11 protein-coding genes are annotated in these 15,579 nt (G+C 68.2%); 7 read left to right on the top strand and 4 right to left on the bottom strand.

Features of this window, described 5'->3' with window-relative positions:
* The first annotated feature begins 39 nt into the window (after positions 1-39).
* Genes KY572_RS26565 through KY572_RS26555 form a run of 3 tightly spaced genes read left to right on the top strand, consistent with a single transcriptional unit; the run spans position 40 to position 4,346 of the window.
* Complete coding sequence (locus tag KY572_RS26565; RefSeq protein ID WP_224245761.1) at positions 40-1,098, top strand: hypothetical protein; 1,059 nt, start codon at positions 40-42, stop codon at positions 1,096-1,098.
* Entirely contained in the window at positions 1,095-3,182 is a 2,088-nt protein-coding gene (locus KY572_RS26560) for a hypothetical protein (RefSeq protein ID WP_224245760.1), read from the top strand. The genes KY572_RS26565 and KY572_RS26560 overlap by 4 nt, the downstream gene beginning before the upstream one ends.
* A gap of 27 nt (positions 3,183-3,209) precedes the next feature.
* On the top strand, positions 3,210-4,346 hold the full coding sequence (locus tag KY572_RS26555; RefSeq protein ID WP_224245759.1) for a hypothetical protein: 1,137 nt from the start codon (positions 3,210-3,212) through the stop codon (positions 4,344-4,346).
* A gap of 232 nt (positions 4,347-4,578) precedes the next feature.
* On the opposite strand, the gene KY572_RS26550 is transcribed toward KY572_RS26555, so the two are convergent.
* Positions 4,579-5,088, bottom strand: coding sequence for a hypothetical protein (locus tag KY572_RS26550; protein ID WP_224245758.1), 510 nt, complete (start codon positions 5,086-5,088; stop codon positions 4,579-4,581).
* 160 nt (positions 5,089-5,248) lie between these two features.
* Positions 5,249-6,607 (bottom strand): serine/threonine protein kinase, encoded by a 1,359-nt coding sequence (locus tag KY572_RS26545; RefSeq protein WP_224245792.1) that lies wholly within the window; start codon positions 6,605-6,607, stop codon positions 5,249-5,251.
* Between the two features lie 553 nt (positions 6,608-7,160).
* Here KY572_RS26545 and KY572_RS26540 point away from each other — a divergent pair.
* Complete coding sequence (locus KY572_RS26540) at positions 7,161-7,880, top strand: hypothetical protein (protein WP_224245757.1); 720 nt, start codon at positions 7,161-7,163, stop codon at positions 7,878-7,880.
* 151 nt (positions 7,881-8,031) lie between these two features.
* The gene (locus KY572_RS26535; RefSeq protein ID WP_224245756.1) at positions 8,032-9,300 is read left to right on the top strand and encodes a metallophosphoesterase; all 1,269 of its coding nucleotides are present in this window, start codon (positions 8,032-8,034) and stop codon (positions 9,298-9,300) included.
* 3 nt (positions 9,301-9,303) lie between these two features.
* On the opposite strand, the gene KY572_RS26530 is transcribed toward KY572_RS26535, so the two are convergent.
* Together KY572_RS26530 and KY572_RS26525 are read right to left on the bottom strand one after the other, a co-directional pair.
* Positions 9,304-10,374 carry a heparan-alpha-glucosaminide N-acetyltransferase domain-containing protein gene (locus KY572_RS26530; protein ID WP_224245755.1) on the bottom strand — a complete coding sequence of 357 codons (1,071 nt, stop codon included), beginning with the start codon at positions 10,372-10,374 and terminating at the stop codon, positions 9,304-9,306.
* A gap of 47 nt (positions 10,375-10,421) precedes the next feature.
* Positions 10,422-12,962 (bottom strand): DEAD/DEAH box helicase, encoded by a 2,541-nt coding sequence (locus tag KY572_RS26525; protein ID WP_224245754.1) that lies wholly within the window; start codon positions 12,960-12,962, stop codon positions 10,422-10,424.
* 83 nt (positions 12,963-13,045) lie between these two features.
* Here KY572_RS26525 and KY572_RS26520 point away from each other — a divergent pair, with 83 nt between their 5' ends.
* On the top strand, positions 13,046-13,855 hold the full coding sequence (locus tag KY572_RS26520) for an SDR family oxidoreductase (RefSeq protein ID WP_224245753.1): 810 nt from the start codon (positions 13,046-13,048) through the stop codon (positions 13,853-13,855).
* Between the two features lie 118 nt (positions 13,856-13,973).
* On the top strand, positions 13,974-15,578 hold the full coding sequence (locus KY572_RS26515) for a fumarate hydratase (protein WP_224245791.1): 1,605 nt from the start codon (positions 13,974-13,976) through the stop codon (positions 15,576-15,578).
* Position 15,579: the final 1 nt, after the last annotated feature.

The following is a 15,579-nucleotide window of genomic DNA, read 5'->3' as shown; positions in this document are numbered from 1 at the left end:
TTCGACCATTCCTGGGATGAACGGTTAGCATGGTAGGGCTTGTCCTCCCTACCCAGGCTCATCGCACTCGCCACCACCCTGCTGCTCGTCCCTCTGGCCCGAGGCGAGTCCGCCAACCCGGACCTGCCCCGCGCCCGGATGCTGTTCGACAGGCTGCGTTATCCCGAAGCCTCCCGGGCCTTGGACGCCGCCCGTGCACATCCCGGTAACGACCGCGACACCCTGCTTCAGATCCTCGAGATGCAGGGGGTGGTGGCCGCCATGCTCCAGCAGCCGGCGAAGGCGCGGACCGCCTTCCAGACGCTGCTGGTGCTCTCGCCGGAGCACCGGCTCGAGGGGGACTATGCCCCCCGCGTGGTGACGCCCTTCTTCGAGGCCAAGGCCTGGGTGGGAGACCACGGGGCGCTGCGGCTGGAGCCGGAGCCGGAGCAGGAGGGGCCCACCCCCATCGAGCGGGTGACGGTGCGGGTGGCGGCCGATCCCTTGAAGCTGGGCCGGGCCGTGCGCTTCCACCTGCGCGCGGAGGGAGCCGACTGGAGCCTCCAGGAAGTCCCGCTCGCGAAGGGCGAGGCCTCGGCGGCGGTGAAGGGAGCGCGGGTGCAGTGGTGGGCGGAGCTGCTCGACGAGCGCCAGGCCGTCCTCGCCCTGGTGGGCAGCGCCACCGCTCCCCTGCTCCGGGCCGCTCCCCGGCCACAGGCCGCCTTGAACCCTCCCCTGACGCCCACGCAGGACACGCCCTCCGTGGAGAAGCGCTCCTCCGCGACCTCCACCTCTGCCTGGCGCAAGCTGGCCTACGTGAGCCTGGGGGTGGCGGCGGGGACCGGGGCCGCGGGGGGATACTTCGGACTGCGCTCCCGCAGCGCCCGCTCCCAGCTGGAGGGCGCCGCGGTGAATGAGCAGGGCCTGACCACCGGGCTCACCCAGCGAGAGGCCTTCGAGCTCGATGAGCGGGCCCGCTCGAACGCACGGCTGGCGAATGTCCTCTTTGGCATCGCGGGCGCCACGGCCATCGCCGGAGGAACGCTCTGGCTGCTCGGCACGCCTGTCACGGTCTCCGCCACGCCGGCGGGGGTCACGGTTGGAGGTGAGCTGCCATGACGCGCTTCGAGAGACGCTCCTCTGTCATCTGGCTCGCCATGGCGCTGCTGGCCCTGCTGCAGGGGTGTGACTGCGGCTCCACCGACGTCACGACGCGGCGCTTCGCGTGCACCCAGGACACGGAGTGTGCCTCGGGCTTCGTCTGCGACCAGGGCGAGTGCCGGGCCGAGTCAGCCCTTCCCGACGGCGGCACGGACGGTGGGGCGGATGGCGGACCTCCCGATGGCGGTGGCATCGATGGCGGGCCAGATGGCGGGCCTCCGGATGGTGGGCCTCCGGATGGTGGGCGCCCGGATGGTGGGCGCCCGGATGGTGGGCCTGCCGATGGCGGGCCTGCTGACGCGGGCCCCGACGGTGGAGTGCCGGATGGGGGCCCTGCTCAACCGACGCAGCTTTCCTTCGTCAGCCCGCCGCAGAGCGTGACGGCGGGACAGTGCTCCGCGCAGGTGGTGGTCGAGACGCGCGATGCCATGGGGAGCCCGGCACCCGTCAACTCCGCGACGCCCCTGTTCCTGGTGAGCCAGGGGGACTCGGGCTTCAACTTCTTCAGCGACTCGGCCTGTCAGACCGTCACCACCCAGGTGACCGTGCCGGCTGGAAACAGCCGCGCCGCCTTCTATTTTAGAAGCACCGTGGCGCAGTTCGCGCGGGTAGTCGTGGGGACGCCCAGCGGGCTGTCTCCCGCGTTCCAGGACGAGACCATCCTCCCTGGCTCTCCGGCGGTCCTCGTCTTCCGAAGTCCCCCTCAGACCCTGCTCACCGGGGCCTGTTCCTTCCGGGTGGAGCTCGAGGCGCGGGACGCGTTCGGCAATGCCTCTGCCTTCTCCTCGCAGACGCCGGTGTCCCTGGTGACGCAGCCCTCCTCGGGGCTCTCGTTCTTCTCCAATGCGTCATGCGTGACCGCCATCACCCAGGCGAGCTTCGCCGCTGGCACGTCACGCGCGTTCTTCTATTTCAAGGGGAACACCGGCGGCACGATGGTCCTCATGGCCAGCGCCTCGGGAGTCACCGCCGCCAGCCAGAGCGAGACGATCCTGCCCATGGTGCGCACAGGCACCTGCACCATGTCGTCCACCACCCGCACGCTGACGTGCCCCATCTCGCCCGCGCAGGTCGACATCTCGAAGACCCTGATGATCTTCCAGGCCACCTCGGACCTCGGCAGCCCCGCCGCCGCGAACGTGCGCTGCTCGCTCACCTCCCCCACGGCCATCACCTGCTACCGGAACACCGCGGAGGGCACCGTCCGGATCCGGTGGCAGACGGCGGAGCGGTCTTCCGGCCTGAAGGTCCAGCACCTGGAGGCAAGCTGCGCGGGCGAGAACATCATCTACCTGCCCATCCAACCCGTCGCGAGCTTCCAGCGGACGTTCCTGCTGGTGAGCGCCGAGAAGGGCGGCGTCTCTCAGGACGCGGATGACTTCTACGTCGCCAGACTCGCCGATCTGGACGAAGTGGAGCTGGAGTTCGATTCCGACTACACCTGCTCGCCGACCTGGACAGCCTCGGTGCAGGTCGTCGAGCTCGCCAGCGTGAACGTGACGCGAGGAGAGACGCTGCAGATGCAGGGCACGCAGCAGATCGTCTCCAATCTGACGCCCGTGAACCCCGCCTCCACGGTGCTGCTCTTCACCTTCAATGCGGATGAATCCAGTGGTTCCGGCATGTGTGATCTGGTCGTGCGAGGAGCGCTCAACCCCAACAACCCCACCACCTCGCTCCTCTTCACGCGCAGCGCCGGAGACTCGACCTGCACGGAGACGGACATCGAGTCCATCTCCTGGGAGCGCATCGACTTCGGCACGAGCGCACGGGCGCAGCACGTGGGGGTGGAGATGCTGCCAGAGACCACGACCACCTCCGTGCCCATCACCGCGGTGGATGTGACGCGCACCCTGACCTTTGCCGGCGGGCAGTGGCAGTCTGGACAGGGCGGGGGCGAGAGCGACTACCAGGACGATGACATCCTCGGAGAGGCGGTGGGCCTGCACTCGCTGACTTCGCCCACGACGCTGGAGGTGACTCGCGGCAGCGGCAATGGCACCACCCGATGGACCTCCACGGTGCTCCAGCTCGAGCCCTGAACGCCGGTGGCGCGGTAGCATGGGAGGATGAGCCCTCCCTCCGTTGGCAGCAGCACCCAGGCTCCGCCTGCACGCGAAGCGGAGGAGCCTGTTCCTCCGGCTGAGCCGAACTCCCATCAGGCGGCCTCGCTCGCGCTCACCGTCAGCATCATCGCCGCGTTCACGGCGCCCGTCTGGGTTGTGGCCGGCCTCTTCCTCGACTCGCTCGCTTTTTTGCTGGCAGGCATCCCCGGCATCGTGTCGCTCGTGCTGAGCCTCCGGGCGCTCATGCTCACCTACAGGAGGCCTGGCGGGAGAAAGCGCAGCCTCGTGTCCCTGGGGTTGGGGGCGCTCGCGTTCGTCATCGCCCTGCTCTCGAGCGGCCTTGGCCTGGCGTTCATCCAGTCCCAGATGCGCGGGGTGGAGGGGCGAGCGCTCCGCATCCGAGGACGCCCCGTGACGGCGGATGGCGCCCCGGAAGATGCGTGGTCGGGGGACGAGGCTCCCGAGGCTTCCTCCTCGGACGCGGAGAGCCGGGAGGTGCTCGCCGCTGAGTGGGAAGCGGACGCGAAGAGCGAGCACGCCTCCATCGCCTCATTCACCCGGCTCTCGTTGGATCTGATGGCGGAGGGAGCCCCACCCCACCTCATCGAAGCCTGCCTGCGCGCGGCCCTCGACGAAGTCCGGCATGCCCGGGGGGCCTACTCGCTCGCCTCGGGGTATGCGGGCCGCTCCCGGGGGCCGGGGCCGCTCCCGGAGGTCGCCACGGCGCCAGGAGGGCTCTCCCGCCTCGCCATGGAGACCCTCATCGATGGCTGTTTTGGCGAGGGGCTCGCCGCCGCGCGTGCGCGCGAGGCCGCGGCGGAGGCGAGGGATCCTGCCGTCCGGGCACATCTCTCCGCGGTGGCTCGTGAGGAGAGCGACCACGCGGAGCTTGCATGGGACGTCCTGGCCTTCTGCCTCGAGCGCGGTGGCGTTCCGGCGCGCCTCGCCACAGAGCGGGCACTGGAGATCTGCGCGCGTGGCGTACAGCCCGTCTCGAACAGCTCTCGCCCGCTCGATGGCAGGCTCTCACCCGAGCGCATCGCAGCGCTCAGTGTCACCGTTCAACGGGAGGTGGAGGCTCGGGTCCGGCGCATGTGTGGCGTAGCTTCCGTGCCTGCGGAGAGTTCCTCCTGGCTGTGAGGGCGAGAGCGCGGAAGAGTTGCTTCGCCGGGTGCGTGCAACCCCAGCCTCCGAACCTCCGACCAACGCAGAAGAAGCTGCGCCGAAGCAACGGGGTAGGCCCCGGAAGGTCCCAGCGGTGGGGACCTGAACCGCTCGTGATGGTTCGAAGCGAGGAAGTTCCTCCCGTTCTGCCGGTCCGACCGGTCGGACTAACGTAACGAGAAGCATCCACAGGCTTGCTGCCTGGAAATCAAACCTTCCATGTCCTCTCGAACTGGTTCAAAGGAGTGAACTCCACGTTGCGGATCTTCGCCCGTTCGAGTGCCCTCTTCACCTCCTCCACCACGAAGACATACCCGCCGCGCTCGGCTGGCATGAAGAAGTCAGATCCATCCCACGACTCTGGGTCAAAGAAGAGCCCCATCCACACAGGGAAGATGCCGGCTGGGCGGCTCCTCGGCACCTCGACACCTCGCTCCCAAGCGATGTTGCCGCACCGTCCGGTGATGGAGAGGCCACTGTAGCCTGGGATGGGCTGGCCCTGCTTATCGCGAACCGCGACATCATATAGAGACCAGCCAGTGAACCCGTGCGACCGCAGAAGCTGCACCACGGAATCCGCAAGAATGAGTGGTGCTGCGTACATCGTCCACATCACCTGCATCGGCCTGGCGCTGCCCATCGCCCATTCGACTGGGATCGGCTGAGAGGGACGCAGCTCGGCACGAGTCAATGCAAAGGGATCGATCTCGATGCCCATCTTGCCTCTGAACGCCCTGCTGCTACCTGACTCCCCAAGGGTGAAGACCCTGTCAAAGCCGGGGAAGGCCCTAGAAATGGACTTTGAACCCAAACTCGCCTCCCAGCTCTCTTCCGTACTGAAGAATCTACTCGAAGGCTCAACACGGGGAGGCTCAGGCTCAGGGCTCTCCCGAGGTAGGCGCCGGGGGGCTGAGTATGAGGGGCAAGTAACAGGCGTCCTCGAAGTCGAAGGCCTCTGGACCACAGGGTGGCTTCTTCCGCGCCACCTCGACCCAGCAGACTCCATTGATGGCGCGTTGTGACTCGGGATCACAAGGGGGCTTCTTCTGTCCCGGAAACGGTGTGGTAGGCATCGACCGCCCCAGGGAGCGCAACTCGGGAAGGAGCGCCCGAGGAATCTGCTCGATGGCGACCAGCGCCTCATCCGCCACGCCGGCATCCGGCATCTCAGGAGAAGGCACGTGCCGTTGCAGCTCCGCCAGGAAGTACGAGGGATCCGGCTGCGGCGGGGCCGTCAGCTTGAATGCCGCAAACACCACGAGCCCTCCCACCAGAGCCGCAGCGCTGGCCGAGAGCCACCAGGGGACGACGAACTCAGGCGGAGGGCCCGGCCTGGATGCACGCTCCGTCCTGGCTGCTGAAACAGTGGGAACGATGGGCCTGGAGGCGTCCTTCTCTCCGGCGGCTTCTGAAAAGCAGATAGCCAAGGCCTTCGCAGGTGGGCGTGAGACACGCTCTTCGGAGAGTGTTGACAGAACGAGCCGCTCGAGGCCCCTGCTCACCGTAGCCAGGTCGCTGGGCGGAAGCACCCGGCGCTGCGGGCCGGAGCCTTCCTCCGGCGGCGGAGGGTAGGTGCGCGTGCACAGCCGGTAGGCCGTCACGCCCAACGCGTAGATGTCATCCGGAGGGCCGGCCTCATAGGGCTCCCCTGTCTTCCGGTGTGCCCAGGCCCAGCGATGGGCCTCGGGCGTGCGGTAGCTGCGAGTGCCCGGGGGCAAGGCCGAGTCCGTCAGTTCCTTCGCTCCGGCATACGTGCCGCAGCCCCAATCAAGGAGGACGGCACGCCCCTCGGTCGTGACGAGCACATTGTCCCCCTTGATGTCGCGGTGCAGGCTGTCGGAGGCGTGCGCCACGACGAGGGCCTGCGCCAGTTGCGCCAGCAGCTGCAGCACGTCGGCGGAGGTACGTTGCTGCTCCCGGGCCCACCTGTACAAGGGCACGCCCTCCACCCACTCCATGACGACATACGGGAACAGCAACCCCTCTTCCCCCGTCCACCAGCCCCGATCTTCGAAGTGCGGCACCGAGGGATGCACCACCCGCTGGAGAAGGTCTACCTCTCGGACGAAGCGCGGGTCCTCGGGATGCAAGGCGAGTTTCAGCGCAAAGTTGCCGGCTTCGGGGTGACCGGCGCGTTCCACTCGGAAGACGAGCCCGAAGGAACCCTTGTCGTGCCGCTCTCGCACGACCCAGGGGCCGATCCCCACGCCGGGGACAATTTCGGGATGAGGACGCATATCGCGAAGAGTCATGGCTGCCCTCAAGGGTCGGCAAGATGCAACCCTACCTCGCAAGGTGGGTCAGGCGCCAGATGCGACGCCCCACTCCACCGAGAGCGCGGCCCTCACGGCAGGTCACGTGCAGCGAACATCGCGGCCTGCCGCAAGGACTCCGCCGGAACGAAACTACGCCGGTCCGACCGGTCGGACTGTCGTAAGGGCTCGGTCGGACTTACGCCGTGCCGAACGGTCGGACATATGCCGTGCCGAACGGTCGGACCTACGCCGTGCCGAACGGTCGGACTGCCGTAAGGGCTCAGTCGGAATTACGTCGGTCCGACCGGTCGGACTGCCGTAAGGGACTCCAGCAGTGGCCAGCCCTACATCGGTGCCCGTCTCCCGCGGTGGACTGGACCGTCTCGCAACTCGGACTTGTCGCCTCACAAGTGCCTGATTTTCCGAGCGCGGGAGCCTGGCCCCGCTCCTGCTCTATGGGCGCGCAACCGGCATGCCCTGACCCGCCGGCCGAGCCTCAGCAGGAGTGAGGCTCAACAGGGGGGGGCTCACACTTATGCAGAACAACACTGTTATCCCGAATCCCTACGAGGGACTGACGAAGGAAGAGGCGCTGGAGACCATGCTCCAGCTGGTGAAGGACGGGGCGCGCAACCACATCCGCATGGGGTTGCTCTACAACTACCTGGTGGACAGCAAGCTGCTGGAGGGCTCCAAGCAGTACAAGAGCCCGCTGGACTTCATCTGCGACAACGTGGAGGAGGTGTCGCGCACGTCCTTGCTGGACTACGGCGCGGTGGCGCGCGCCTTCCGCGAGGAAGTGGGGGTCCGGTACGGCGTCACCCGCCTGCGCGTGCTGCTCAGCTACAAGGACGCCACGAAGCTGGAGCTGGACTACGCGGAGCCGGGCACCACTGTCATCCAGGTGCCGAACAAGAAGGGCGAGGTGAAGCCCAAGCTCTTCGCGGACTGCAGCCTGGAGGAGCTGCGCCAGGCCCTCAAGCGGGTGCGCGAGGAGGAGCCCTCCACGCCCTTCCCGCCGGAGGATCGGGCGCTGGTGGACGGCTACCGCGAGGCGGTCCTGCGCAGCGTGCCGCAGGGCTCGCCGGTAAGGGTGCAGCTGAACCGCCACAAGGGAGAGTCCGTGATGGAGATCCGGACCCTCCCCCTGGGGCAGGTGCACAACCTGATCGAGGCGCTGCTGAGCCAGTACAGCCCCATGGCGAGCACGGTGCCGACGCCGCTGAAGCGGGCGGACAAGACGCCGCGCTCCTGAGGCAGGGTGCTGAATGAACAGCGGCCCCGTGTTCCGAGAAGACTCGGAGCGCGGGGCCGTCGTTCTTGTATCCAACGCTCCCGGCCATCCCGCCGAACAGCTCCAGATGAGCCGCTCCTGAGTCGCCAGCCCACGGAGTAGGCTCCCGCGCATGGAGAGCGCTCCCGAGGGAACGAGCAAGGCGGGCCACCCGGTGGCGTACCTCACGGATGTGGAGGGCATCTGGGAGAAGCTGGCCACGTTCTGCCAGGACAATCCCCATGTCTCCCTCGAGTCCGGAGATCGGCTCGTTGTGCGGCCGGGCGCGACGTTCGTGTTCGGAGGAGACGCCATCGACCGAGGCCCGGCGGGGCTCCGGGTGCTGCGGACGCTGCTGGAGGCCTGGCGCCGGCAGCCCTCGCAGGTGGTGCTCCTGGCGGGCAATCGAGACATCAACAAGCTGCGTCTGGTGCGGGAGCTGCACGGACACCCTCCCACGCGAACGCCGCCCGAGATACGGACCGCTCCCCGCCCCGTGCTGCTGCGGTGGATCTTCGAGAACACCATGGGCGCGCGCGGGGCGTTCGACCACCGCCTGGAGGAGCTGTCCCGCACCGGCACGCCCGTGAGCGATGAAGACGTGGTGGACAGCTTCCTGGAGGACCTGGGCCCCGGAGGCCTGCTGCGCGACTACCTCACCGCGTGCCGGCTGGTCCACCGCATCGGAAACACCCTCTTCGTCCACGGCGGTGTGCACGAGCACAGCGTCGGTCGAGTGCCCTCCCGAGCTCCGGTGAAGGGCGTGGACGCCTGGGGAGAGGCCCTCAACCGCTGGTACAGCGAGCAGCTCGAGGCCTTCGCCGAGCAGCGCTTCACGCCCGAGGGCACGCCTGCCTGGGAGCCGGTCATCGCGTATCAAGCCCCCACTCCGGGCCAGCGCATCAACACCGCCAGCGTGGTGTACGGGCGCATGGCCGACCAGCACAACCACCCCGCCCTGCCCTCCCAGGCCCTGATCACGACGCTGGCCCGCGAGGGCATCCATCGACTGGTGGTGGGCCACACGCCCAGCGGGGACAGCCCCTCGGTGCTGCGAAGCGAGCAGTTCGAGCTCATCCTCGCGGACAACTCCTACGGCCGCGTCGAGGGGGCCTCCCAGCTCTTCCTCCGCGAGGACAGCGTGTTCGTGGAGGGCCGAGCGAAGCTGGACGACGGGCGCCTGGAGCAGGTCCGCTTCCAGCTGGCGCTGGAAGACGATGCCTCCCTCATCGGGCGGCAGCTGCTCGACACCGGGCAGCTGGTGAAGGGGCCACTCCAGAGTGGCGAGTGGCTGCTGTTCCGAGCCCTGCCGCAATGGCGCATCGAGCAGCTCGCGGCGCCTCTCGGAGAGCTCGCGCAACGACACCCGGGCCCTGCACCGCTCGCGCCCCAGGCGCCGTGACGCTCAAGGCTTCGCCGCCGGGCTCTCCCTGCGCAGCAAGGCCTCGTAGCGGGGGTACACCCACTCGACGCCCTTGAGGAGCAGCGTGGTGGCCACGACGAGCCCAAGCCACGCCACGACGTAGAGGCCCCACCCCAGCTTGTCCCGCGCGAGGACGGCGAGCGAGATGCCCCCTACCTGGTAGTAGATGAGCATCTCGTGGAAGAAGTAGCCGGCGAGCGAGTTCGTCCCCAGCGTCTCCACGAATCGCCCCCAGAAGCCCTCCCGCCAGTGCCGCGGCAGCCGAGGCTCCAGGAGCAGCAGCCCCATGAGCACCAGCGACACGATGAGGAAGCGCTGCCCGTGGTTGCCGGGGCTCGAGACGTGGAACTTGTGGGGCGGGTAGACCGCCGTGAACACGGGCCCCAGGAAGTAGCACACGGCCCCGATGCCGGCGATGAGGGCGAGGAAGGCGAGGATGTGCCGCATGCTCCCGCCCGCCGCCACCGCCCCCACGGCGGCTCCCAGGAAGACGTAGCCGGTCCACGGCAGCAGGGGGAACAGCGCCTTCATGGGCCCCTGCCGGTTCACCACATCCGCCCAGGGGCCCGCCACGAGCTCCCCGTAGGGGGTGACCAGGAAGAGCCCGAGCGCCACCAGCAGCGCGAGCACGGAGAGCACGGCCGGCCGGCGCGCAAGGCCCACAATGAGCGGCAGCGCGAGCAGGAGCGACACGCCGATGCACGGCAGGATGTCCAGCCGCAGCAGCCACCCGGGCTGCTGTCTCCAGGGGAACCAGATGGCGTTGACGAGGAGCCCCACCGCCAGCACCTCACCGATGCGGCGAAGGCTCCGGCGCACGCGCGGCCAGCGCGGCCCGTGGGCTCCGCGCACCTGCACGAGCGCCAGGCTGAAGCCGGCGGCGAAGATGAAGGACGGCGCGACCAGCCCGTTGAACCAGCCGAGGGAACGGGCCGCCTCCGATGCCCGCAGCTCCGGACGCAGGAGCACCAGGGCGTGCGTCTCGATCATGAAGAGGACCGCGAGCCCTCGCAGCCAGTCGAAGGCCTTGATCCGGGGAGAAGCAGAAGCCATGTCAGCCTTCTTCCATCACCCGAGGAGGGCTGGAAGCAGCCACCGGATCAGGGGCCGATCCGGCGAAGGATGAGGATGGGGCCGTCGTCGAGCTTGCGGCCGCGCAGATCGATCTCGCAGTCCAGGAGCCAGTCCCCATGGCCCTCCGGGTCCATGATGCGCTGCTGGGCCTCCCACATGCGCTGGCCCGCCTCCTTGATGAACGTCAGGCTCGGCCTGCGCGCCGCCGGCGTGAGCACCACCACCTTGTGCTCCTCGAAGTACGGCGCCATCGCCTGCTCCAGCTTGGGGGCCGTCCACTCGCCCACCGCGCCGTCCAGCATCGCCAGCGCGTCCATGTAGCGCTTCTGCCCCAGCGCCCGCAGCAACCGGTGCAGTTCCTCGCGCACGCGCGCCGCGAAGGCCTTCGGATCCTCTGTCAGCTCCTTGGGCTTGAGCTCCACCACCGGCTTCGGCGCGAGCACCGCCTCCGGGTTGCGCATCCGCTCCCACTCGTCCAGCAGGCTGGAGTCCACCTGCCGCAGCGTGGCGCGCAGGTGATCGAGGATGTCCTCCACCGCCTCGTCCTTGAAGCGCTCGGGCACCGTCTGCACCAGCGTCTTGTACACGTCGCTCACGTACCGCAGCAGCACGCCCTCGCTGCGCTGCAGCCCGTACTCGCGCACATAGTCGTGGAAGGACATGAAGCGCTCGAACATGTCCCGGACGATGGACTTGGGACGGATGTTCTCCTGGCCCACCCACGGGTGCTTGCGCTCGAACTCGTTGAAGGTGCTGTAGATGAAGTCCCGGTTCGGCTTGGGCCACTCCAGCTTCTCCAGCTCCGCCATCCGATCGTCGTACTCGATGCCCTGCGCCTTCATCTCCGCGATCTTCTCCCCCTTGAGCTGGTGGAGCTGCGCGTAGAGGACGACGTCCGGGTTCTCGAGGATGGACTCCACCAGCGTCACCACGTCCAGCGAGTACGTCTCCGTGGTGGGATCCAGCTTCTCCAGCGTGTCCAGCAGGTACAGCGACAGCGTGTGGTTGAGCGAGAAGTCCCGTTGCAGATCCTCGGCCACCTTCACCAGCGCCCCACCCGGCCGCTTCTCCACGCTGACGATGCCCGCCCCCGCCAGCGTCCGGAAGCAGGCCGCCGCCGTCTTCAGGTGCCGGCGCTTCACGTAGTCCGAGTCGTGAGTGCGCCCCACCAGCTGCACCAGCCGCTTGTACCCGCCGCTGCCCTCCGTCAGATCGCTCTGCAGCAGGTTGAGCAGCAGCCCGTGGGAGACTTCAAAGCGGGACTCCAGGGGCTCGGGGATGCCGTTCTGCAGCCGCTCGAAGGTGCTCCTGTCGTAGTTGACGAAGCCCTTCTGCGGCGGCTTGGCCTTGGGCGCCTTCTTCTTGCCCGCGGCCTCCTTCTGGGCCTGCTTGATGTTCTCGATGACGTGCTCGGGCGCCTGGGCCACCACGCTGCCCTGGTCATCGAAGCCCTTGCGGCCCGCCCGGCCGGCGATCTGCTGGAAGTCGCGCACGCTCAGCGTGGCCAGCTTCTCGCCGTTGAACTTGAACAGCTGCGTGAAGAGCACCGTGCGGATGGGGATGTTCACCCCCACTCCGAGCGTGTCCGTGCCGGAGATGACCTTGAGGTGTCCCGCCTGCGCCAGCTTCTCCACCAGCAGCCGGTACTTGGGCAGCAGGCCCGCGTGGTGCATGCCCACGCCATGGCGCAGGAAGCGCTGGAACTCCTTGCCGTAGGGCGTGTCGAAGGGCGCGTCCATCAGCGCCTGCCGGATGGCCTCCTTCTCCTCCTTGGTGGAGAAGTCCACGCTCATGAGGTTCTGCGCCTGCTCCGCCGCCGCGCGCTGGGTGAAGTTCACCAGGTAGATGGGGTACTTCCCCTTGCCCACCAGGTCCTGGATCGTCTCGTGCAGCGGCGTCTCCCGGTACTCGAAGTCCAGGGGCACCGGGCGCCTGGCGCTGCGCACGGAGACCACTTCCTTCCCCGTGAGCTTCTGCAGGCCCTCCTCGATGATGTGCGTGTCGCCCAGCGTGGCGGACATCATCAGGAACGTCGTCTTCGGCAGCCCCAGCAGGGGCAGCTGCCAGGCCGTGCCACGCTCGCGGTCCGAGTAGTAGTGGAACTCGTCCATCACCACGTAGTCCACCGGGGCGCGCGAGTCCCGCATGGCCATGTTGGCGAGGATCTCCGCCGTGCAGCAGATGATGGGGGCGTCGCGGTTGATGCTCGCGTCGCCGGTGAGCATGCCCACGTTCTCCGCGCCGAAGGCGTCGCAGAGCGCGAAGAACTTCTCGTTCACCAGCGCCTTGATGGGGCACGTGTAGTAGGAGACCTTGCCCTCGGCCATGGCCTTGAAGTGCAGCGCCGTGGCCACCAGCGACTTGCCCGAGCCCGTGGGCGTCTTCAGGAACAGGTGCTTGTCCGCCAGCAGCTCGAGGATGGCCTCCTCCTGCGCCGGGTAGAGCTCCAGCCCGTTGGAGGACACGTAGGTGACGAAGCGGTTGAGGATCTCGTCAGAGCTCAGGGGGGGCGCGCCCCGCGCGGGGAGCAGGGCAGCCAGGGGAGCGCGTTTCTCGGGGGTATCCATCTCGGAGGTGGAATCTAGGCGGGCGAGCGCGACCGTTCCTTGAAAAATCGCGCTCCAGGCGCTTCCTCTGGAAGAATGCCCGCATGGCCAGCATGCAAGGGAAGACTGTCGTCATTACCGGGGCTTCCGCCGGAATCGGCAAGGAGCTCGCCGTGGTGCTCGCCGGGCGCGGGGCGAACGTGGTGCTCGCGGCCCGGAGCGAGGAGGGGCTCGCCCAGGTGAAGCACCAGTGCGAGCAGGCGGGGGGCCGCGCCATCGCCGTGGGGACCGACGTGGCGGACCCGGAGGCCTGCCGGCGCCTGGTGGAGCGCGCCGTGGAGGCCTTCGGCGGCATCGACACCCTGGTGAACAACGCGGGCATCACCATGTGGTCGCGGCTCGACGAGGTGAAGGATCTCTCGCTCTACGAGCACATCATGCGGGTGAACTACCTGGGCGCCGTCTACTGCTCCTACCACGCCCTGCCCCACCTCAAGGCGCGCAAGGGGATGCTGGTGGCCATCTCCTCGCTCACGGGGAAGACGGGGGTGCCCACGCGCAGCGCCTACAGCGCGAGCAAGCACGCCATGCAGGGCTTCTTCGACTCGGTGCGCGTCGAGCTGATGGGCACAGGGGTGGACGTGCTGGTGGTGTCTCCCGGCTTCGTCGCCACGGAGATCCGCGCGCGCGCCGTGGGGCCGGACGGCAAGCCGATGCAGCGCAGCAAGCGCGATGAGACGCTGCCCACCATGGACGTGCACACCTGCGTGGCGCAGATCGTCCGCGCCATGGAACGCCGCGACCGGGAATTGGTGATGACGGCCCAGGGCAAGGTGGGCCAGTTCCTCAAGCTCGTCGCGCCGGGGCTGGTGGACCGCATGGCCCGGCGGGCCGTCCAGGAGCGGGATTCCTAGGGGGAAGCCGAAGGCCCGCGCTCTCGCTCGGGGGGCGGAGCGAGAACGCCGCGGATGTGCTAACTGAGACACCTCTTCTCGCGAGGACCGCACCGTGAGCGCTTTCACCTACCAGGACATGCTGCCGCTGGGCGAGGACACCACCCCGTACCGGCTTCTGAGCAAGGACCACGTCTCCACCTTCGAGGCCGGGGGGAAGACATTCCTCCAGGTGGCCCCCGAGGCCCTCACCCTGCTCACCCGCGAGGCGATGCGCGACATCGCCCACCTGCTGCGCCCCGGCCACCTGCAGCAGCTGTCCAACATCCTCAAGGATCCCGAGGCCACCTCCAACGATCGCTTCGTGGCGCTGGAGCTCTTGAAGAACGCCAACATCGCCGCCGGCCGCGTGCTGCCCTCCTGCCAGGACACCGGCACCGCCATCGTCATGGGCAAGAAGGGCCAGTACGTCCTCACCGGCGCCAATGACGAGGAGGCCATCTCCCGCGGCATCTTCGAGACGTACACCACCAGCAACCTGCGCTACTCGCAGCTGGCCCCGCTGGACATGTACAAGGAGGCCAACACCGGCACCAACCTGCCGGCGCAGATCGAGCTCTACGCCACCGAGGGCGACGCCTACAAGTTCCTCTTCATGGCCAAGGGCGGCGGCTCGGCCAACAAGAGCTACCTCTTCCAGGAGACCAAGGCGCTGCTCAACCCGGACAGCCTGATGAAGTTCCTGGATCAGAAGATCCGCTCGCTGGGCACCGCCGCGTGCCCGCCGTACCACCTGGCCATCGTCGTGGGCGGCACCTCGGCGGAGTTCGCCCTCAAGACGGCCAAGTACGCCTCCGCCCGCTACCTGGACTCCCTGCCCACCACCGGCAACAACCTGGGCCGCGGCTTCCGGGACGTGGAGCTGGAGGAGAAGGTGCACCAGCTCACCCGCCGCATGGGCATCGGCGCCCAGTTCGGCGGCAAGTACTTCTGCCATGACGTGCGCGTCATCCGCCTGCCCCGTCACGGCGCCAGCTGCCCGGTGGCCATCGCCGTCTCCTGCTCCGCGGACCGCCAGGCCGTGGGGAAGATCACCCAGAGCGGCATCTACCTGGAACAGCTCGAGACGGATCCGGCGAAGTACCTGCCCGAGACGACGGACGCGCAGCTCGGCGGCGAGGTGGTGAAGATCGATCTCAACCGGCCCATGTCGGACATCCGCGCTGAGCTCGGCCGCTACCCCACGAAGACGCGCCTGTCGCTGTCCGGGCCCGTCATTGTCGCGCGCGACATCGCCCACGCGAAGATCAAGGAGCGCCTGGACCGGGGCGAGGGCCTGCCCCAGTACATGAAGGACTACGCGGTGTACTACGCGGGGCCGGCGAAGACGCCGCAGGGCTATGCCTCCGGCAGCTTCGGCCCCACCACCGCCGGCCGCATGGACAGCTACGTGGACCTGTTCCAGGCCAACGGCGGCAGCCTCGTCATGCTGGCCAAGGGCAACCGCTCCAAGGCCGTCACCGAGGCGTGCAAGAAGCATGGCGGCTTCTACCTGGGCAGCATCGGCGGCCCGGCCGCGCGCCTGGCCCAGGACTGCATCAAGAAGGTGGAGGTGCTCGAGTACCCCGAGCTCGGCATGGAGGCCGTGTGGAAGATCGAGGTGGTGGACTTCCCCGCCTTCATCGTCGTGGATGACAAGGGCAACGACTTCTTCGCCGAGCTGAACGTCTCCGCCAAGGACTGAG

This window comes from Hyalangium gracile (genome assembly GCF_020103725.1).
GTDB classification, from domain to species: Bacteria; Myxococcota; Myxococcia; order Myxococcales; family Myxococcaceae; genus Hyalangium; species Hyalangium gracile.
The sequence above is the reverse complement of the archived record's forward strand: the minus strand, read 5'-3'. Positions and strand labels throughout refer to the sequence as shown.

Coding starts and splice junctions, on each gene's coding strand:
- KY572_RS26525 (WP_224245754.1), bottom strand. CDS start 12,962: ATGGATACCCCCGAGAAACGCGCTCCCCTGGCTGCCCTGCTCCCCGCG.
- KY572_RS26545 (WP_224245792.1), bottom strand. CDS start 6,607: ATGCGTCCTCATCCCGAAATTGTCCCCGGCGTGGGGATCGGCCCCTGG.
- KY572_RS26540 (WP_224245757.1), top strand. CDS start 7,161: ATGCAGAACAACACTGTTATCCCGAATCCCTACGAGGGACTGACGAAG.
- KY572_RS26530 (WP_224245755.1), bottom strand. CDS start 10,374: ATGGCTTCTGCTTCTCCCCGGATCAAGGCCTTCGACTGGCTGCGAGGG.
- KY572_RS26515 (WP_224245791.1), top strand. CDS start 13,974: ATGCTGCCGCTGGGCGAGGACACCACCCCGTACCGGCTTCTGAGCAAG.
- KY572_RS26555 (WP_224245759.1), top strand. CDS start 3,210: ATGAGCCCTCCCTCCGTTGGCAGCAGCACCCAGGCTCCGCCTGCACGC.
- KY572_RS26550 (WP_224245758.1), bottom strand. CDS start 5,088: ATGGGCATCGAGATCGATCCCTTTGCATTGACTCGTGCCGAGCTGCGT.
- KY572_RS26560 (WP_224245760.1), top strand. CDS start 1,095: ATGACGCGCTTCGAGAGACGCTCCTCTGTCATCTGGCTCGCCATGGCG.
- KY572_RS26520 (WP_224245753.1), top strand. CDS start 13,046: ATGGCCAGCATGCAAGGGAAGACTGTCGTCATTACCGGGGCTTCCGCC.
- KY572_RS26535 (WP_224245756.1), top strand. CDS start 8,032: ATGGAGAGCGCTCCCGAGGGAACGAGCAAGGCGGGCCACCCGGTGGCG.